Here is a 20,539-nt window from a genome sequence, read left to right as displayed (position 1 = left end):
CCTGGAAGCCGGGAGTGCCGTCCTTGAGCCGGATAATAGTGCCAGTCCGGCTTTGTCCTTGAATGATGAGCCCGCGCGGGCTGAAGCCGTCCCGGTACGGCCAGTCCAGCGACTGGCTAACCAGGTAAGTGCCCGTGGGAAAGTAAAGTGTGCGAGTCGTGACGATGTAGTCGGCAATAGCCCGTTTGATAGCCTCGGTGTCGTCGGTGGAACCGTCGCCCTTGGCGTTGTAGGGAGCCGCTTTGACGTTGATCAGGCCCGCATCGGCCGGAAAGAGGGCGTCGGTAGATTGGGCTACTGCTAGCGGCAGCCCACCAATACTCAGCCACAACAGCAAGAGCAGAGAAGAGAAAAAACGAACCATCGTAAACAATGTAGGGTGGAGAATAAGATTTCCTTGAAGCAGGAGCTGGGCAACAAAGTAAGCGGAATACCATTTTGAGACAATGAATGTTCTAATTTTTATTCACATTTCAGCGCGAACAAACACCCTGGTTGGGACTTGGTAATATCAAATAATAATGAAATTTACACTTACTACTATTGCACACAATAGATTGAAATTCAGTATTTAATAGAATAATACTCATGTTTGATTCAAAATTATAGTGGAATGTGCAGAGAGGATAGAAGACTAAAAAATATACATTTTAATAAACGATGTTTATCTACATATTACTACAAAATAATGTTCGCGGGAGTGGAGCGTTAGTGCGAAATGACATTACCTTTCTATCAGGTAGACAATATTTCTCAACTTATCAGATCGGGCGCGCCAAATGACCTACTTTTCCATAATAGGCACACTTTGGAAGCGTAGTGCAGTATTTTTGACACGTATTTTCGGACTAGCTCCTAGTACGAAGCCACACACGAGCCTCAGAATAGCACTACCTGAGACGCTACTTAGCTGATATCAGAAATATGAGGCCGGTCTGAGTCGGCCTCGATCGGTAAAGTGTAAGGCAAACAAGGGCGTGCCGACACTGCTTGCAGATACCCAAACTGCCCCCGCGACTGTTACGCCTTCTATTTGAGCCTCTAATACCCTGCTGCGGCATCATCACCTCGCGGGTCGGCGCCACCTTCCAGCTTGCCACCCGGCAGCACCCGAATCACCTCGACGCGACCCCAGGGGTTGCGCGGTTTCAGGGTGTAGCCGCGGGCCCGTAGCGTATCCTCGGCGGCGGGCAACAGGGCGCCAGCTTCCACGTCAATCTGGTCGGGGAGCCACTGGTGGTGCAGGCGCGGCGCAGCCACCGCCTGCTGAGCGTTCATGCCATAGTCGAGCACGTTGAGGCTGGCTTGCAGCACACTCGTGATAATGGTGGAGCCGCCCGGTGTACCCACCACCAGCGCCAGCTTACCGCCTTTGGTGAAGATGGTGGGCGTCATCGACGACAACATCCGCTTGCCGGGCGCAATGGCATTGGCCGCGCCGCCTACCAGTCCGTAGGCGTTGGGCGTACCAGGCTTGCTGCTGAAATCGTCCATCTCGTTGTTCAGAATGAAGCCAGCTCCAGCCACCACGACTTTACTGCCGTAGGCGCCGTTGAGCGTAGTCGTGCAACTCACCGCGTTGCCCTGCGCGTCTACCACGCTGTAGTGCGTCGTCTGGTCCGACTCGTAGCTCGTCAGGCCGGTGCCGGCAGCTACCTGGGCGCTGAGCGTGGCGCGTTGGGGCAGGGTAGAAGCCATGCGCTGCTGGTTATACTTCGTATCTAGCAGCTGCGCGACGGGCACTTTCCCGAAATCCGGGTCGCCGAGGTAGGTGGCGCGGTCGGCGTATACGCGGCGCTGGGCTTCGGTAATCCAGTGCGTGGCTTGCGGGGAGTGCCAGCCGGCTTTTTTCAGGTCGTAGGGCTCCAGCATCTGGAACATTTGGAGCAGCGCCACGCCACCGGAGCTGGGCGGCGGAAAGGCTAATACGTCGTGCCCGCGGTACTGGCCGTGCAGCGGCGTGCGCCACTTGGGCTGGTAGGTTTGCAGGTCTTTTTTGCTGATGAGGCCCTGGCCGCGTTGCATTTCGGCTACCAGCAAATCGGCGGTTTGGCCCTCGTAAAAGCCAGGGCGGCCCTGGTCACGAATACGCTCCAGCGTGCGAGCCAGGTCTGGGTGGCGGATGGTCTGGCCAGCTTTCCACTCAGTGCCCGTGGCGGCGAGGTAGGACGAAGTAGGAGTGAAGCGGCTAAAATTATCCCGGAAGGCATTGAGGCCAGCAGCTTCTCTGGCCGTCAGCACCACGCCTTTCGCGGCCAGGTCCACGGCGGGCTGCACCACGTCGCGCCACGGCAACTTTCCGAGCTTTTTGTGCAGCTCCACCATGCCGGCCACGGTGCCTGGCACGCCCACAGCGCGGTGCCCGAGGGTGCTCAGGTCGGGGATGATGTTGCCCTGCGCGTCGAGGTACATGTCGCGCGTGGCGGCGGCCGGCGCGGTTTCGCGGAAATCCAACGCCCCTTCTTGCCCATCGGCGCCGCGGTACAGCAAAAAGCCGCCGCCGCCAATGTTGCCAGCCACTGGAAACACCACGGCCAGCGCAAACTGCACGGCCACGGCCGCGTCGTACGCGTTGCCGCCTTTTCGCAAAATCTCCACGCCCACGCGCGTGGCTTCCGGGTGCGCCGACACCACCATGGCCTTCTCCGTCACGACGGGCGTAGCGGCGGGAATGGGGGCGGCTAGCGTGGCCTGGTTGGCGGGCGTTGCGGTGGGGGCTGCCGGGCGCGAGCTGGTAGTGCAAGAAAGTAGGGCGGCCAGCGCCAGCGGATAGAAATAGCGTTTCATAAGGGCAAGGTAACAAGGCGACCTAGGAAGTACACGGCAACAAGCGGGAGTGTAAATCGATTTAGTAGCTTGTAGCTAGCTAAGCCTAACGGTTAGTGGCAGGCCTTTACAAGTAGTGAGACCTAAGTACTGAGTAATGAGACAGTTTTTGCTTTGTGTCTCACTACCTAACTTAATACCAACGTCTCGCTACTCAAAAGAGCCGCCGCGCAAAACTCTACTTTTGTCTCTCAGCCATTCGTCATCCACAACCCGAACTCATGCCTCCCGAAATGCTCATCCCGGCCCTGACAACGCCTCATCTGCCCTTGGTGCAGCACGACCCCTGGCTGACGCCCTACGAACCGGTGCTCCGCCGCCGTCTGGCCCGATTAGAAGAGCGGCTCGAAGAAATAAAGGAGCAGTGTGGCTCGCTGGGCAAGTTCGCCACAGCCCATTTGCACCTGGGCCTGAACTACGATGCCCGCCGCCGCGGTTTCTGGTACCGCGAATGGGCCCCCGCCGCCGAGTTCCTGTCCCTCGTTGGTGACTTCAACGGCTGGGACCGGGATGCTACCCCACTTCGGCGCACCGACGACGGGGTGTGGGAAGTGTTCCTGCCGGACCGCGAATACCAGGACCGCCTCACTCACGGCAGCCGTTACAAAGTGCACGTACGCACCGCCCAGGGCGGCAAAGACCGGCTGCCCGCCACCCTACGCCGCGCCGTGCAGGACGAGCAAACCCACGATTTTGCCGGCCAGGTCTGGCGCCCCGAAACGCCCTTCGCCTGGACCGACCAGAAGTACCGCATTCACAACCACGTGCGCGAGCCGCTCATCTACGAGGCGCACGTGGGCATGGCCACTGAAGAAGGCCGCGTGGGCACCTACCGCGAATTTGCCGATAACGTGCTGCCCCGCATTCAGGCCGGCGGCTACAATTGCGTGCAGCTGATGGCCGTGATGGAGCATCCCTACTACGGCTCGTTCGGCTATCACGTGGCCAACTTTTTCGCCGTTAGCTCCCGTTTTGGCACCCCCGAAGACCTCAAGTATCTGGTGAACGAAGCCCACCAGCGCGGCCTGGCCGTGCTGCTCGATGTGGTGCACTCGCACGCCGTGAAAAACGAGGCCGAAGGTCTCGCCGACTTCGACGGTTCCGGCGGCCAGTACTTCCATCAAGGCCCGCGCGGCGACCATCCCGGCTGGGACTCCAAGCTTTTCGACTACGGCCGGCCGGAGGTGCAGCGCTTCCTGCTCAGCAACCTGCGCTACTGGCTGGAGGAGTTTCATTTTGATGGCTTCCGCTTCGATGGCGTGACGAGCATGCTCTACCACCACCACGGCGAGGGCGTGGCGTTCAGCTCCTACGACCAGTATTTTGGTCCCGAAGCCGACGAGGATGCCATTCTGTACCTACAGATGGCTACCACACTCGTCCACGAGATAAAGAAGGGCGCGTTGCTGATTGCCGAAGACATGAGCGGCCTGCCTGGTCTCTGCCGGCCCATTCGGGAAGGTGGCGTGGGTTTCGATTACCGCCTGGGCATGGGCATCCCCGACTACTGGATCAAGCTGCTCAAGCACACCCGCGACGAAGATTGGAACCTGCACGCGCTCTGGCACACGCTCACCAACCGCCGCGCCGGCGAGAAAACCGTAGCCTACGCCGAAAGCCACGACCAAGCATTAGTCGGTGACAAAACCCTCTCGCACTGGCTCCTAGACAAGGACATCTACGAGCACATGCACAAGGACGACCCCAGCCCCGTGGCCGACCGCGGCGTGGCGCTGCACAAGATGATTCGGCTGCTCACGCTGAGCTTAGGCGGCGAAGCCTACCTCAACTTCATCGGCAACGAGTTTGGCCACCCCGAGTGGGTTGATTTTCCGCGCGAGGGCAACAACTGGAGCTACCATTTCGCCCGCCGCCAATGGAGTCTCGGCGACAACCCTGACCTAAAATTCAACCAGCTGCTACAGTTCGACCACGCGCAGCTTGGGCTGGCCCGCAAGCACCACCTGCTAGCCAATCCCGCCGCGCACCAACTCAACATCGACACCGACAACCAGGTGCTCATCTTCGAGCGGGGGCCGCTGGTGTTCGTGTTCAACTTCCACGTCACGCGCAGCATCTTCGACTACCACTTCTTCGTGCCGCATTCTGGCCGTTACCGCATCCTGCTCAGCACCGATGCTCCCGAGTTCGGCGGCCACAACCGCGTAGACACGTCCTTGCTCTACGAAACCTTCGTGGAAGAAGGCATCAACAAACTAAGCCTCTACGTTACGAGCCGCACCGCCTTGGTACTGATCCGGGTAGGGTAGAAAGTAGCCAGCGGCGTTTTTGGCCAATTGTGTCAGCCAGAAACGCCGCTGGTTGTCTGAAAACATCTTTCAGATTTACTTGAGCTTATGGCCCGCTTGGGCGCCTTCCAACACATCTTGGATGCGGCGCAGGCGGGCCTCGGGCTTTTTAGCCCGTTCCACCCACTGCACATACTCGCGGCGGTAGGGATAAGCCAGCTGGTCGAACTTGGCGCGCAACCCGGCCCGTTCCAGGGCGCGGGTGAGATCCTCGGGCACCACGAAACCGGGCTCATCGGTGTCCAGCGTCATCGTGACGTGCACGGGCAGGCCCCAGGTCTTGCCGATGGTGTTGCGCAGCTGCTTGTTTACCGTCAGGATATGGTGGCCGTCTTCGTCCAGGGTGAGCGGCAGACGAAATGGAAAACCGTCGAGAGTGCCGCGCACGTGTACTTGGCCCCGCTGCCCAAATACTTCCGGCACGCTAAACGGCACGAAAAGAAAGACGCCGCCATCGGTGGGATGCAGCTCCAGCGTGGCGTCGAAAACCTGTTCCTGAGAATCAGACATGGATATTATTAAGTGAAAGAGCCGGCTTTTTCAGGATGAAAACGCGCAGCTGATTTTTTATCTGGCTAGCCGCCTTGCTACCGATTGAGAAGTACACTGGCTACGTAGTTGGGACAATTCGGCTTCCGCAGTCCAACCAACATATTGCTTCAAACAGCGTGAGCCAGCCCAACAAAGGTAGCCCCGGCCACCAGAGTTACGCCGGTTTCGCTGTCAACTTCTTGGATGAGGCTTGGTTTTCGAGTGCGCTAATCAGTCAGTCAACAGTAAGCACACCGGCTATTAAGTAGGGCTCAGAAACACCTACGCCTGTCTCACTACTCATGTCCCACTGTCGCATATCTCATCTCTCACCGCTATTCCGGCGAGACTTCACGCAAGGCCGCCAAGATGGTTTCTGCCAGCTGCTCCGGGTCGTTGGCGGTGGCGGATGAGAGGCGGCGTACCCGTTGTGGTGGCAGTTCGTGCAGCTCTAATACGCGCAAGGCCAGAGCAGAAGAAGCCGCTAGCACGAGGTCGGCGCGACGCAGGGCCAGCCGCTCCAGTTCCATTACCCAGCCCCGGTCGGCGGCGGTGCCCCGGTCCTGGGCCAGCGTGTGCACATACAGCACCAACGGCTTGCCCGTCAGCTGCCGGATTTCCATGCCCGCCAGCCACGAAGGCCAATCGGATGCATATATCACCGCGAAATCCTGGCTGGCCGCTACCCGCGTGGCGAAGCGGGCGTATTGAATAACCCGAAAATTCATGCTGGCGTCGTCGGAAGATTCGGTGCGCAAAGACTCTAGCGCCACGTCCAACACCGACTGCCGCACTACCGGAGCTGTTGATTGGGGCGTGGTTGCGACTTGAATGGTGGCCTCCTCTGTCTCAGGTGTTGCCTCGTCGGAAGCTAAGTCGGTGGCGGGCGGACTTAGAGCTTCCGTTTCCTGCGCCTCCGGTTCAGCAGTGGCCTCAAAAGCATCTGGATTGAGCAGGGTAGCGGCTGCCGGGTCCGTGCTCGGCGCCGTTGGTTCAGGAGCCGTAGCTACGATAGGAACGGAGAATGCAGTAACCTCCGGGGGCGCCGTGCTGCCCACGTAAGGCGCAGCCGGGGCCGTGAAGTCGGTGCTGCGGCGGCTGGAATCATCGTTGTGGCCAGCGTTACCGCCCGCGCCATTATTGGCAGCAGTTGGCTCCGAAGCACCCAGGTACGGAGCCGCGGGCGACTGCCACGTTGCCGGATGAGTACCGCTAAGCTGCGTTTCCAGCCGGCCCAATTCCTCAGTAGTTAGATTGCCTAGCCCCACCACGTTAGCGGTGGCAGACAGGCGCACGGGCTCCGATAGATAGGGAACGAGCAGCGTCAGATCGGTGCTGGGGGCCAGGGCAGACACTAAATCGGGCTGGGCAGTTGGGCCGGTTTGTACTCCGGTGGGCGCGGCGGGGTCATCCCAACCCAGCAGCAGTACCTTAAGCGGAGTAGTGGTCATGAGCAGTAACGAAGTAGGCGAGACACTAGCGAAACCGCGTTGCTGAGACTGTGCAGGCGGTTTTAATTAATCATTAGTCAATGTTAGGCAAAATTCGCGGGATTCGTTTTTACCTTCGCAAGCTGAACATGAGCTTTCCCGGCGCCTTCGGGTTCTTTTTGCTCAGTTGCTCCTCTCCCTCAGTCTTACGCACACCATGAACGATAATAGTCTCCAGCTAAACAATTACATGGTAAACGACCTGGCCGCGAAAGCGAAACAGGAGTTCTTCCCTGGTAAAGTTATAGCTGGCCGCCAGGAAGGTCACGATTTTGTTTTTCGTTGCGACAACGAAGTGCAGTTGCGCCTCGAAGTTATAACCGACAAAGTTCTGCGCTTCCGCTACGCCACTGAGGTTGGTTTCGGACCCGATTTCAGTTATGCCTTTCCCGACGGTGTGCCGGCCCGCCAGGCGCCGGTGTTCCTGGAGTTTCGCGAGCGGCCCGATCACTACCGCATCACCACCGACCGCCTGATTTGCACCGTTGCCAAAGACGGGCTGAAAACGCGCGTCCTCGACCGCTCGGGCTCCGTGCTGGTGCAAGACGAAAAGGGCTTCCACTGGGAGTATGAGTACGATACCGGCAACGATATCGTGAAGATGAGCAAGGCGGTGCAGAGCGGTGTGCACTACTACGGCCTCGGCGACAAGCCCGACAACATGAATCTGCGTGGCAAGCGCTTCACCAACTGGGGCTCCGATACCTACGGCTACGTGAAGGGCACCGACCCGCTCTACAAGAACATTCCGTTCTACCTGGAACTGCAGCAGAAAACGGCCCACGGCATCTTCTTCGATAATTCCTTCAAAGCCTCCTTCGATTTTGCCGCCGAGCGGGCCGACGTGACGAGCTTCTGGGCCCAGGGTGGCGAGATGAACTACTACTTCATCTACGGCCCCTCGCTGCTGGAAGTAACGCAGGAGTACACCCGCCTCACCTGCCCGCCCGAACTGCCGCCGCTGTGGGCTCTGGGCTACCACCAGTGCAAGTGGAGCTACTTCCCGGAAAGCAACGTCAAGGAGATTGCCAAAGGCTTCCGCGACCGCCAAATTCCCTGCGACGCGCTCTACCTCGACATCGATTACATGGATGGCTACCGCTGCTTTACGTGGAGCCCCCAGCACTTCCCCGAGCCCAAGCGCATGGTGCAGGAGCTGGCCGCCGATGGCTTCAAAACCATTGTCATCATCGACCCCGGCATCAAGATTGACCCCAACTACAGCGTATACACCGAAGGCCTGGCCGCGGACTACTTCTGCCGCCGCGGCGACGGCCCGCTGATGCGGGGTTCCGTGTGGCCCGGCCTCTGCAACTTCCCCGACTACACTCGCCCCGAAGTGCGCGAGTGGTGGGCGGGCCTGTTCAAGGGCCTCATCGAAGAAACCGGCGTGAAAGGCGTGTGGAACGACATGAACGAGCCGGCCGTGTTCGAGAAAGGTACCTTCCCCGACGACGTGCGCTTCCACTACGAAGGGCACCCGGCTTCGCACCGCAAGGCCCACAACATCTACGGTATGCAGATGGCCCGCGCCACGGCGGCCGGCGTCAAGCAGTTCGCGTATCCCAACCGTCCGTTCACCATCACGCGCAGCACCTACGCCGGCGGGCAGCGCTACTCCTCCGCCTGGACCGGCGACAACATTGCTTCCTGGGAGCACCTCTGGTTGGCCAACATTCAGTGCCAGCGCCTGAGTATTTCGGGCTTCAGCTTCATCGGGTCCGATATTGGGGGCTTTATCGATACGCCCGACGGCGAGCTGTACGTGCGCTGGGTGGCGCTGGGCGTCTTCCACCCGTTCTTCCGCACCCACTCCTCCGGCGACCACGGCGACCAGGAGCCGTGGAGCTTCGGCGAGCAGTACACGGAGCTGGCCAAGAGCTTCATCGAGCTGCGCTACCGCCTGCTGCCCTACATGTACACCACGTTCTGGCAGTACGCTACGCAGGGCACGCCCATGCTGCGCCCGCTCACCTTCCTCGACCAAACCGACACCGAAACCTACCTCCGCATGGCCGAATTCGGCCTCGGCGACCATCTGCTGATCTGCCCCATCACGCAGGCCGGCGCCGATGGCCGCTGGATGTACCTGCCCCGCGGCGAGTGGTTCTACTACTACACCGACGAGCCCAAAACCGGTGGCGCCGAAGTATGGGCCGCCGCCGGCCTCGATCGAATTCCGCTGTTTGTGCGCGCCGGCGCGGTTATTCCTTTCTATCCCGTGCAGCAGTACGTAGGCGAGCAGGTGATTGAGGAGGTGACGCTGCACGTCTACTACAAAGTCGGCCAGGAAAGCAGCGTCCTCTACGATGATGGTGGGGAAGGCTACGGCTACCAAAACGGCGGCGCCACCACGCGCCGCTTCACCGTCACGGGCACCGACAAAGGTCTGCTGCTCCAGCAAACCACCGAAGGCAACTATCAACCCAGCTTCACGCGCTACCGCGTGGTACTGCACGGTTTACCCTTCGGCGCCAGCGCCTTCAGCACCGACGGCCAGCCCGCCGAAGCCCTGGAAGCAACTCTCGAAACCGGCCTCACGCTGCCCGCCATCATAGTAGCCGCCAACTTCACGGAACTAGTAGTAGGCTGATAGCAGTTTGCTCGCCTGAAAGCCAAAAAAGTCCCGCGCTGAGTTCAGTATGGGGCTTTTTTGGCTTCGGGCTGAAGCTGCAAGTCTAGCTGCAATATTGGTTTGACTGAACATAACACCGTTGGGCCGCTGCCCGTTGATTGGGTTGGACCGTTGCAATTGCTTGCTGATGGCCGCTTTACCAGATTGAGGAAGCAATAGCCAAAGTTTCCAATAAAATTAGGTGACTTGGCGGGCTACTGAGTTAATTTCTCTTTCCCATGGCTCCACTACACCACAAGCCTTTTTCGCGCCGGAACTTCCTGCACGGCTCTGCCAGCGTGGCGGGCTTGGCACTATTACCCACGCTGGCGTGTTCGTCGGGCGCTTCGCCTTCCAATAACCACAACATTATTGGGCCACGGCCCGGCTATACTCCGCAGGTTGGCACGTTGGTGTCGATGATGGATTGGATGCGGGCCGTGGTGTTGGACTCAGCACAGGGACTCAACCAAGCCGCCCTTGACCACCAATTCGACCCCGAAGCCAACTCCATCGGCGCTTTGCTGCTGCACTTGGCGGCCGTGGAAGTATACTATCAAGCCAATACGCTAGCGGGCCGGCCCGGCTTCAATGCCCAGGAAAAGCAGCAGTGGGGCGCCGCCATGGACCTCGGCGACGCGGCCCGCCGCTCCATCCAGGGCCATAATCTCGACTACTACCTCAACACGCTGCACGAAGTGCGGGCCAACACGCTAACCGAACTCCGCCAACGCGACGACCAGTGGCTCATGGCCGTGGACCCTACTTTTTTCGGTAAGCAACCCACCAACAATTACTGCAAGTGGTTTCATGTGGTGGAACACGAATCCAACCACAATGGCCAGATCAAATGGCTTAAAAGTCGGTTGCCTGGTTAAAAATATTGTGTTGAAGTATATTCAAAATACTAGCAGGAATTCTCTTCAGGAAGGTTTATTCCACCAGCAACTGCCGGGAATAGCCACCGCCGCGCACCACGTACATACCAGGAGCTAGCCCAGCGGGCAGTGCCAGATCGAGCAAGCCGGTGTTTGGTAGCACTGCGCTGAGTAGTGTGCGGCCCGCCAGGTCAAGAAGTTGTATGGGTTGGCCAGGCGCAAGGCCGGATAACGTTACGTGGCCTCGGGTGGGATTAGGCCAGAGCTGTAAGGAACTGCTGATGCTACGAGGTATGGTCACGGCCCGAACCGGCGAGAAGCTTTCGGTGCCGTCGGTGTCGGTTTGGCGCAGACGGTAGTACACGGTGGAGGTTCCGTAGGTGGGTAAAGCGCCGTCAGTGTAGCGGTAGGTAGTGGGGGCCGAGGTATTGCCTTGCCCAGCTACCCAGCCCACGCGGCGAAACGTATTGCCATCACTGGAAACCTCTACGGCGAAACCCACATTATCCTTTTCTGAAGCCGTGGTCCAGGTCAAGTTCGCTGTAGCATTGTAAGCTTCGGCCGTGAAGCTGGTCAGCTCCACGGGTAGCGGACTATCCAGCGGGAGGTTGGCATTGTTGATGGCGAAGAAAACGTTGTCTAGCGCCTGCACTTTCAGCCGGGCCTGCCTGGTGCGCACACCGCCCGGCAGCCGCACTTGCGCCTCGCCATCGTTGGGCGTGCTAGCCAGCAGCACCGTGGGAAAATTACGGCCCCCGTCGGTGGAAAGCAGCACCTGTACATTCGCGCAGCTTATTGGAGGCTGGTTGGTACCCGCTACGTCCCAGGTGAGGGTGTAAATACCGTTAGATGGTGTCCAGAAAGGGAAGCTGGGAGTTGTGATCTTGAACGGTCCGGCCTCAGCCACGGTCAGGGCTATGTTGGCGGCTGCCACACCACGGCGGTTATCGCGGGCGGTAAGACGAAAATTAAGAGAACGGGCTACTTGAGGCAGTATTTCTCCCAACGAAACCGTGTTGCTCAGAATAGCCGGCAACGCCGGAAACGTGCGGGTGGGGCTGCTCACGGGCGCAAAGCTGCGAAACAGTGGCGGCCCGGACGCATCGGTTGCCGCCCCGGCCAAGCCGCTGGCACTGCCGAGGTCTAACTCTTCCCAGGAATAAGTGAGAGCATCGCCATCAGGGTCGGTGCCACTGCCAGTGAGGGCGAAAGGAGTGTCCTGCGGAATGAAATAAGTGCTGGGAGGGACACTCACACTGGGCGTTTGGTTGCCAGTCTCGGTGGTGGTGCCGCACCTAAGCCGCCGTAAAATGGCGCTGATGCTGCCAGCATGAAAATATTGGATGGCTTCGCCTACGTCATCGGGCGCGCAACGCGAGTCATAGGACATGATCGTGTTACCGGCGCCGGGCTCATAAGCCGTGTTCGCATCACGATTACCCCTGCACAGATCTTGCTCACCATTGAATGTATGCCCAGATCCAAGCTGATGCCCGACTTCGTGTATGAAAACTGTAGCCATAAACGAGGCCGAAACCGCGGTGGACGCGCCGCCCGCTGGCCGACCCGACGAGCATACCACGCCAACGTAAGCAACACCCGAATAGCCGCCAGCTCCGCGGTAGCCCAGTACGTGCCCTATATCGTAATTGCCGGCTCCAATAATATTTCCTACTATACCATCATTGGCGTTTGCTAGGCCCAGAGAGCTGGTATCAAGATACGGATCAGTGGCTGGGTTGAGGTAGATGAGCCGGTCGGTATTATCTATGAGTCGAAGCCGCAAAGACAGGTCTCGCTCATAGACGGCGTTGGTGTTGTTGACCAGCGCTGCCATGCTGAACAGCGTACCGAGCACGGTGCCGCCCCCTAGGTTCTGTACATACTCACCGGTGGCAGCTAAGGCTAGCCGTATGGTGAGGAGCTGGGAGCCGTACGGCGCTGGCGCGTCGGGTGGAGTACCGCCTAGCGACCCTTCGGTACGCCCTGGCACCGGCAAAGCCAGGCATTCGAAATCGACGGCAACTTCCCGCCGACTCTGGTAGCGGACAGGGGCGGTGGAGCTAGGGGCTATGCTGAGCGTGTTAGTGGCAGTAAGCACTTGGGTGTGCAAGCCAGCGGGAGCCCAGGTCAACCGGACCGAAGCGGAAGGCTCGTCGAGGGAGCGGCCGGCGTAGGTGCGAATCTGCGGATAGCGAGCGGCCAACGCTGGCGCTAGCACGGGCACCTGCGTGATGGCGAAACGGTGCAGTGTACCATCGGGATAAGGCAACTCTATGGTTATAGCCTCAGTAGGCCGAGTTTCCGGCGGTGCCAGCGCCAGCCGGTTCGCTAACTGAAGCGTATCAAGCGTGAACCAACGCCCCACCTCACTCTCTGCGCCAAGAGAGGCCGGCGCTGATGTCGCCTGCCAAAGTGTGCTTTTCAGCTGTGCCAGCCCCAGGCAAGGCCGTAGCAATAGCAGCGCAAAAGCAAGTAGCAGTTTGCCTTCCAGTAAGTTTTGTTTCATAGTCGAGCGCAGAAGTAATCGGTATATCTAACTCCCTGCCCTGTATCATGGGAGTTCAAGACCCAAAGCAGCAATAACATCTGTGCAGCTGCTAGGAGCAATCAAATATGATAACTATATATAAGAAAACTACAGTGGAAAAGAATAAAGTAACAAGCACCCAAGTCGCGGGGCAGAGGGAGAGCACAGAAAAAGGCTGCTTTGATAGAAACAGCAAAATTTGAAGCCTTAAGCTACGTGCAGGCTAAACCGGTACAGCAATCGCCCAAACGATTCAAGCTCTGGTGCGTTCAGCAAGTAGCTGTTCCGATTGAACGTAGAAAGCCTTGAACAACTGTTGTAAAGCGCTCTGGTTGGTCTAAGTGGAGCGCGTGGCCAGCTTCCCGGATTTGCTCCACTTGCAGTGCCGGATTAAGACGTTGCAACTCTTCCGCAACAGCAGCTGAAATCACACCTTTATCACTCCACAGAAGGAGGCTTGGAACGCAAATCGCACGTACTACCTGCTTATAATCGGGGTTTGGGGGCCTGAGAACATCAAAAGCACGCATACTGGTTTGCAGTCGTGCCTGAGCGAATAGCTCCAGAGTTTCCGATGATCGGTTAGGATGTCTAACCCGCGCATCGGCCACTACTTCATTCAATGACCTAGTAAGCATGTTGCTATGCTGCTCAGCCACGTCACTATCATGAACTTCGCGCTGCACTGTTGGGCTCAGAAAGGTTGGGTCAGCTAAGATCAGACCACGGACCAGATTGGGTCTACGACTTGCCACCACGGCAGCCGTCATACCGCCCATAGAATGCCCGAGCAAGAATGGAGGCGGAAGTCGTAGAGCATCTATCAACCCGGCAATATCGTTTGCATGATCTTCGTATCGATATCCAGCGGCAGGTGCACTCGACTGGCCATGCCCCCTGGCGTCCGGCATGATTACGTCATAGTCGTGCTCCAGCACCCGTGCCAAACCTGACCAGCACAAGCCATTCGTCATTAAGCCGTGTAGCAGAATTATAGGCGGTTTATTGCCTCCGGTTCTTATATAGTGTAGCGTAATTTCGTTTGTTTCGCAGATTGCTGTACTCCAGTTAGGCATTTTTTCCGAGCGTATAATTCACGGTAAAATTAATCAGCTCAGGTTGCGGATGCCGACAGGCGCAGGGCATAATAAAAGCCCGTTGCAGTAGCAAAAACGAGGGCTCAGGTCTTCGACCAACCGTAATCCTTTCCTTGTCATACTAGAATAGACCGTTGCCGTTCCCTGATCTATTGGCAGAAACCCCACTGTTTTATCTATGCCTGATTCGCTACCTGCCTCTACACTCGTTGGACCTGCTATTCATGTAAGCTGGTGCACGGTTTCGGTTGAGGACTACGAGGCCATCCATAGCGAGCAGCTGAGCCGCCGCAATAGCAGCGGCCATACCAGCCGAGAACGAGTGGAACCGCCCGAACCTGATGAGCCGACAACGCCGGAGCCTACTTGGAAACGCCTGCGCAGATGGTTTGTAGTGCTAGCCGTAAGCGCTGGGCTGATTTATTGGTTTCCGATGCAAATAGCCCATTTTTTGCTCCGGCTGGTGAAGACCATATTGCTGCTAGCGGTGCTGTACGGAGCCTCGTTCCTCTACAACCGTCGGCACTATAAAGCGGCCTACCACCAAAGTCCGACGGCGCAACACCGTACCTACTTCGAAGTAAGTTTCGAGGGAATATTGGTCCGACAGGCGGGTCAGGAAACGTATTGGCCCTGGAACACGCTTTATCGCGTGCGCCGCATCAGTCCCTGGCTGCTGCTCTACACTTCTACGGAAGACTGCTACTACCTCGACTTACGCCAAGTGCAGGAACCCGCCACGTCGGCCGATCTGCTGGCCCTGCTACGTCTTGCTGGCGTGCGTGTGAGGTAGCAGCCCAGTTATAAATTATAGGCGACGCCGCCCGAAACCCCCGTGGATTTGCCCAGGTTGCGGCCCGCTACATAGGTCGTAGCTCCCACTGTCAGGCCAAATCCTTTAGCTATGGGCCGAAACGCACTAACGCCCAGGCGCACGAAATCGACGCGGGTAGAAGGGAAGAAACCCTCGAAACCAGGCTGTAAAACGTCGGTGCCGCTCTTGTCCGATTTTTGAAAAGAGGCTAGGGCATCCACGTAGAGCTTAGGGCCGGCGTAACCCAGCTTCGCTTCCGCTACGAAGGCATTGGGAGCCTTATTGTCGCGGACGCTGTACCCGGCCTGACCCGTCGCAAACACTCCCGACAGCGTTTTCAAGTGCACCACCCCCTGCGCCGACACCTTGTTGGCCCGATTGCCGATAGCAATGATGTATGCTAGGCCCGGCTCTGATTTATAGTCGCTTACGGGAGTGCTGCCGCTTACTACCCCTAGCACATCCAGCACGTTGGTGCCTATTTCCTTGGAAAATAGCTTAGCCTTTAGTAGCAAGGTAATATCCTGTAGGCCAGAACGTTTATTGACATAATTGTTCTGCTGTAACACTTGCTCGTCGGCGTAGCCCTTCGACTGAATCCAAGGCAGACTCACTACTGCTTCCAGCTTATCGGTTATACCGTAGTTGGCATACAGATTCACGGAGCTAACCTCCACCCGGTCGAAAATGGGCACCCGATCAATCTTCGCCGGTGCCAGGTACACACTCTGGTAGCGCTCCACGGTGCCCGATACAACCACGGAACCGTGACCCTTACCCGGCAGAAAACCACTCACTAAGCTTTGCGCTTTACTAGCGGAAATTCCGCCAACGCTCAGCAAGGAAAAAACAATCAGAGAACGGTAGGAGTATGGCATAAGTAAACTAGTAGAGCAAGACAAAGCTACGCAAAGACTTCCGGAAATTATTCAAGAACCGTACCTTTAACACGACGTTCGTATTTGGGAAGCAGTTGGCGCGCTAACTACGAACTTGCTTCGTTAATTGGATTTGAAATAACCCAAATCCGAACAGAAATCTTTTCCGTTTCTACGTCTGCTTAGCGGCCCACCATGTGCCTTACCTTTGCTAATCCTCTTTCATTCATGAAGAACACTCTACAAACTTGGTTTGCTACGCTTGCCGTTAGTTCCTTGCTGCTGGCTGGCTGCCAGAAAAATGATGACGTTGCCCCGACTATTGCCAGCATCGCCGTTGCCAATCATGATTTCCAGATTTTGGAAGACGCAGCTATTAGGGGGGAGCTAGTTGGGGTATTGTCTGAAAAAAATCCAAATGACCCGGAAGGTAACTACACCGTTTTTGCTCCCACTAATGAGGCCTTTGAGCGCCTCGGAATAAAGTCTGCTACGGACTTACTGAATCTGCAAAAATCGTTTTTGGTTAGTACGCTGCTCTACAACGTCACGAGCGGTACGTTGGCTGGCACTGATTTGCAGGATGGCCAAACCTCTCCCTCGCTGCTGGGCCCGAGCCGGCGCATTATCAGCCGCGGCGGCAGCTTATACGTCAATGGCTCAAAAATTATTGGCACCGACGTCAAAGCTTCTAATGGCACTATACACACCACAGACAAGGTTTTACTAGCTACCGGCGCTGATATTGTACAATCGGCAATAGCGTTGAAGGATGCGCAGGTCTTTACCACCCCCGAATTAAGCTTTTTGGTGGAAGCCGTACTCTACACCGACCTGGCGAGTACGCTATCAGCGTCGGCGGGCAGCCCGCAATTCACCGTTTTCGCTCCCTCCGATCAAGCGTTCAAGAACTTAGGTGCTGAGTTGGGCGTGCCCCTGAACGTACCGGCCGACATCCGCCGGCTCCCGCAAGCAACGGTTAAAGAAATACTCCTAAACAGTGTAATACTGGGTGGGCAGTTTACTGCGGAGCTACCCGAAAGCACGCAAGTTGCTACGGCCGGGGGCAAGCAACTCACACTTGGTGCCTTCAACAACGGCTTACTAACTGTGAAAGGTGGTGGAAATGCTGCCGCTGCCAACATGGTAATTCCGGATGTGCAGTGTACCAACGGGGTCGTGCACGTCATTGACCAAGTGCTACGGCCCTAGTTGGAAAGCTGAACAAGCGCGGCAAGTGGTTGGTCTACTATTCAAGACGGCTGGGCCAATTGCTGGATTAAATTGTTGATGGGTTGCCGTACTTGTGGCTCCGGAGGCCAAGCCGTTAAAGAAAAAGGCTGGCCACGCATCTTGTTCTCATCCATTCACTGCATGAAGAGGTTGGTTGTTGTGTCCACGTACGGTTGGTTGACGGCCTTATTGCTCCTGCTGGTAGTTGGTCGCGTCCAAGCGCAGGCTCCAGCAAATCCGCGCTACTCACTCGAAGGGCAATGGAAAGGCGCCCTGACAGTACCCGGTGGCAGCCTTCCGCTCACGATTACCATAACGGAACTGGCCGATGGCAACCGCTTCGCCGTGCTCGACGTGCCCATGCAGCGGGTAAATCGGGAGCCAATGACGGTGACGCCACGAGGCGATACGCTCACCTTCGAGGCGGAGCGAGCGGGGTGTCGCTTCGTGGGCAAGCGTTCCGCCGATGGCCAACAGTTGCTTGGCGTCTGGCAGCAACCCGGCTACAGCACTCGGCTGTCGCTGTTGTTTGTGCCTTCCGCGGCCCCCGCAGCGCCCAAAACCTTCAAGTTTCCGCCGCCCTACCGCGTAGAGGAAGTGTCGGTGCCTAACGCCACCGACCACCTGCGGCTAGCGGGCACACTTACCGTCCCCGCGGGCGAAGGCCCGTTCCCGGCCGTCGTGCTGCTCTCCGACCAGGACGCGCAAACCCGCGATGCCGCGTACAACGGTTTTCCTCTCTTCGGCAGCCTCGCCGACTATCTCACCCGCCGGGGTATTGCCGTGCTGCGTCTCGACGACCGGGGCACGGGCCAGTCGGGTGGTGACTCCGCCACTGCTACCATCGCCGACCGGGTGCGCGATGCGCAGGCGGCTCTTGCTTTCTTGCGCACCCGCCCGCTCATCGACATTGCTCACTTGGGGCTGGTGGGCCACGGCGAAGGCGGCAATGCGGCGCTATTAGCGGCGGCGCAGCCCTTGCCACCTAATTTCGTAGTCACGCTGGCCGCCGCCGGGTTGCCGGGCCGGGAGTTGCTGGCGCAACAGCGGCCGTCGCTGCTGCTGCGGGCCGGCGACGCCGATACGGCTCTGCTAGGCTTAGCACGGCGGGAAGATGTGGCCCGAAGAGAAGCGCTGAAGCAGGCCGAAAAACTGCGGGACTCGGGTTCCAACGCGGCGCAGGTGGCTACTTTCATTGAACAGCAGCGCATCCGCCAAAAAGCCGAGGACCGTAAGCGCATCGACGCCGAGCGTAAGCGCCGCCGCGCCATGCTCGATATCATTGCTAATACGCCCAACAACGCCCAGGTGGAGCCTATCATCGCCAACATGATCAGGCAAGACATGCCCAGCCTAGCGCCCGAAGTCGTGCAAACGGCCGTGGCCCGCCTCACCACGCCCGCCTATCGCAGCTACCTGAAATTCAACCCGCAGGCGGAACTGAGTAAGGTGCGAATCCCCGTGTTGCTGCTTCACGGCACCGGCGACGACATAGCCGAAGTACCAGCCAATCTGGAGCCATTATCTAAAGGACTGAAAGGCAATAAGCGCGTAACGGTTGAGAAAATAGAAGGAGCCAATCATCTTTTCCAGGCTCCTACCACGGAATGGCCCTTAGTCAATGGCCAGCCACAGCCCGTAATTTCGTCCGCCGCGCTGGAAGCCATGCACTCTTGGATCGAGGAACAGGCGAAGGAATAGCGTGGGTAATATGCCGTCGATTTAAGCGGAACCAGCTAAAAACCAGCCCCCGCGGAAGCGTCATCGTTGATTAGATGCTTTCGTGGGGGCTGGTGCTGTGTACGGCTAAAGGATGCTACGCGGGGCTACAGAAGAGTTAGATACGGTCGCGCAGGTACTGGTATACTTCCGGGTTGGAAAGCAGCGTGCCGTGGTGGAGCTTAGGAAACACCCGGCTGCTGATGAGCTGCTCCGGCGGCAAGCCCGGGTCGCCGAAGACGCGGCCAAGGGCACTACCAGCGCCTACTAAGCCGTCGCCAAAATAGTCGTGCAGGGCGGAGTCCACGCTTTTGAGCAGCGAGCCTACCAGCACGTGGTAACGTACGCCGGGCAACGGCGGGACCAGCGTACGAGGCGGAAACAGGTCGTTGGCGTGCGGGTCCTGCCAGTCTTCGTCTACCAGAATGGCGTGTCGCAGATCCTTGATGCCGTTGCTGCGCTTGTCGATGAGGCCGCTGATGAGGCGCGTGGGCCAAAGGTTGATTTTGCGCAGCACTACGGACGTGAAGTGGCTGTTCTGCTCCAGAAACGAACCATCGTTGGGCACGCCCAATAGAAATACGTCGCGCAGATGCAGAAGCCAGTCAGATGCTTCTAATTGCTGGTTGTTAGTTGCGGGTTGCCCAGGTAAGGATAAGGTGTTGTCGAGGTTCTGTTCGTTGTTGGTGCCTGCTGTTTTGTTCGCCGCTTCCTTCGAGGCGTAGTAGCCGGCGCTCCGAATAACGAGTCCGCCCATGCTGTGGCCTACTAGTGTGAGGGCGCCAATAGCTTCGGGGTAGGTGCGCACCAGCTCCGTGAGCAAGGCGTGGAGCAGCTGGCCGTTCTGGGAGATGTGCAGGCCGGTGTTGTAGCGCACGTAAAGGCACACGGCGCCAGTATCTTGTTGGAGTCGCGGGCCGTAGCGTAGGCCATCGGGAGAACCCGCTTGCCAAATCACCTCGTCGCCCATCAGGCCGTGCAGAAAGACCACCACTTTGCGCGGGCCGTTGGCACCGGGCGTCAGGCGCAGGGCCGTCACGGGCACATCGGCTTGATGGCGGCGGAAACTCATTTGAATGGCCCGGCGGTCCTGGCGCTCGGCCAGTTGGTCGCCGAAAGCACCGTTGAGCACGGGCAGCGTGAAATGCTGGTTTTCTTTACCCGTCCGGTACAGGAAACCGGCCGTATCGAAAGGCACCAGCGCTGCTCGTCCCATAGCTCGCACGGCGCGTTTCCAGCGGGAAGGTTGTTGATCTGACGCTTGGTCCTGCTGAGCGTCCGGCGGCAAGTTTGGTGCTTGGACTTCCTTGGGCAATGAGCTGTCAGTAGGAAGCGTATTGTCGGCGGGAAGTAGGTCGTCGGTCACGGAGTTAGTGTTTGCGCGTCAGGGGCCGTCGGCAGGGCAGAGGTATAAAAGATACACGCTGGCCGGCAACCCACTGTAAAGCTACGACTCCGCCGCTAGCCACGTGGGGTACCGTACCACACGTAGAGCAGGCGCTACCCACAGCAACGTCTACGCCGTACCTCCAACGGCCGGAACAGCAAAAAGCTGCCCCGGCCGCTGGACGATTATACCAGCAACCGGGGCAGCTTTTAGGTTAGGTTGTACCACTGAAA

14 protein-coding genes are annotated in these 20,539 nt (G+C 58.1%); 6 read left to right on the top strand and 8 right to left on the bottom strand.

The genetic code is table 11. The features are described from left to right. On the bottom strand, positions 1-364 hold a 364-nt coding region (locus tag ACYSMN_RS21015; protein ID WP_488925883.1), incomplete at its 3' end, for a glycosyl hydrolase family 28-related protein. 677 nt (positions 365-1,041) lie between these two features. Next, complete coding sequence (gene ggt, locus ACYSMN_RS21010) at positions 1,042-2,787, bottom strand: gamma-glutamyltransferase (protein WP_488925882.1); 1,746 nt, start codon at positions 2,785-2,787, stop codon at positions 1,042-1,044. A gap of 260 nt (positions 2,788-3,047) precedes the next feature. Here ggt and ACYSMN_RS21005 point away from each other — a divergent pair, with 260 nt between their 5' ends. Beyond that, the gene (locus tag ACYSMN_RS21005) at positions 3,048-5,096 is read left to right on the top strand and encodes an alpha-amylase family glycosyl hydrolase (protein WP_488925881.1); all 2,049 of its coding nucleotides are present in this window, start codon (positions 3,048-3,050) and stop codon (positions 5,094-5,096) included. Positions 5,097-5,171: 75 nt separating this feature from the next. Here the strand turns inward: ACYSMN_RS21005 and ACYSMN_RS21000 are convergent, their stop codons facing one another. Together ACYSMN_RS21000 and ACYSMN_RS20995 are read right to left on the bottom strand one after the other, a co-directional pair. Then, positions 5,172-5,645, bottom strand: a complete 474-nt coding sequence (locus ACYSMN_RS21000; protein WP_488925880.1) for a YdeI/OmpD-associated family protein — start codon at positions 5,643-5,645, stop codon at positions 5,172-5,174. 356 nt (positions 5,646-6,001) lie between these two features. Further along, a complete protein-coding gene (locus ACYSMN_RS20995) occupies positions 6,002-7,117 on the bottom strand; it encodes a glycosyltransferase family 4 protein (RefSeq protein WP_488925879.1) in 1,116 nt (371 codons plus the stop codon). A 196-nt stretch (positions 7,118-7,313) separates the two neighbouring features. On the opposite strand from ACYSMN_RS20995, the gene ACYSMN_RS20990 reads away from it, so the two are divergent. Together ACYSMN_RS20990 and ACYSMN_RS20985 are read left to right on the top strand one after the other, a co-directional pair. After that, positions 7,314-9,749 carry a glycoside hydrolase family 31 protein gene (locus ACYSMN_RS20990; RefSeq protein ID WP_488925878.1) on the top strand — a complete coding sequence of 812 codons (2,436 nt, stop codon included), beginning with the start codon at positions 7,314-7,316 and terminating at the stop codon, positions 9,747-9,749. Positions 9,750-10,009: 260 nt separating this feature from the next. After that, positions 10,010-10,648, top strand: coding sequence for a DinB family protein (locus ACYSMN_RS20985; protein WP_488925877.1), 639 nt, complete (start codon positions 10,010-10,012; stop codon positions 10,646-10,648). Between the two features lie 55 nt (positions 10,649-10,703). Here ACYSMN_RS20985 and ACYSMN_RS20980 read toward each other — a convergent pair whose 3' ends face one another. Both ACYSMN_RS20980 and ACYSMN_RS20975 read right to left on the bottom strand, forming a co-directional pair. After that, on the bottom strand, positions 10,704-13,157 hold the full coding sequence (locus ACYSMN_RS20980; protein WP_488925876.1) for a reprolysin-like metallopeptidase: 2,454 nt from the start codon (positions 13,155-13,157) through the stop codon (positions 10,704-10,706). A 290-nt stretch (positions 13,158-13,447) separates the two neighbouring features. Further along, the gene (locus tag ACYSMN_RS20975) at positions 13,448-14,254 is read right to left on the bottom strand and encodes an alpha/beta fold hydrolase (protein WP_488925875.1); all 807 of its coding nucleotides are present in this window, start codon (positions 14,252-14,254) and stop codon (positions 13,448-13,450) included. A gap of 199 nt (positions 14,255-14,453) precedes the next feature. On the opposite strand from ACYSMN_RS20975, the gene ACYSMN_RS20970 reads away from it, so the two are divergent. After that, entirely contained in the window at positions 14,454-15,068 is a 615-nt protein-coding gene (locus ACYSMN_RS20970) for a YcxB family protein (RefSeq protein ID WP_488925874.1), read from the top strand. An 8-nt stretch (positions 15,069-15,076) separates the two neighbouring features. Here the strand turns inward: ACYSMN_RS20970 and ACYSMN_RS20965 are convergent, their stop codons facing one another. Further along, a complete protein-coding gene (locus tag ACYSMN_RS20965; protein ID WP_488925873.1) occupies positions 15,077-15,967 on the bottom strand; it encodes a hypothetical protein in 891 nt (296 codons plus the stop codon). 228 nt (positions 15,968-16,195) lie between these two features. Between ACYSMN_RS20965 and ACYSMN_RS20960 the strand changes: the two genes are divergently transcribed. Further along, positions 16,196-17,179 (top strand): fasciclin domain-containing protein, encoded by a 984-nt coding sequence (locus ACYSMN_RS20960; protein WP_488925872.1) that lies wholly within the window; start codon positions 16,196-16,198, stop codon positions 17,177-17,179. Between the two features lie 162 nt (positions 17,180-17,341). Continuing rightward, positions 17,342-18,901: an alpha/beta hydrolase family protein gene (locus tag ACYSMN_RS20955; RefSeq protein ID WP_488925871.1), complete on the top strand. Its 1,560-nt coding sequence runs from the start codon at positions 17,342-17,344 to the stop codon at positions 18,899-18,901. 136 nt (positions 18,902-19,037) lie between these two features. Here ACYSMN_RS20955 and ACYSMN_RS20950 read toward each other — a convergent pair whose 3' ends face one another. Continuing rightward, positions 19,038-20,285, bottom strand: coding sequence for an esterase/lipase family protein (locus tag ACYSMN_RS20950; protein ID WP_488925870.1), 1,248 nt, complete (start codon positions 20,283-20,285; stop codon positions 19,038-19,040). Between the last annotated feature and the right edge of the window lie 254 nt (positions 20,286-20,539).

The sequence above is a fragment of the Hymenobacter sp. M1-2 genome (assembly GCF_057808495.1).
The sequence above is the reverse complement of the archived record's forward strand: the minus strand, read 5'-3'. Positions and strand labels throughout refer to the sequence as shown.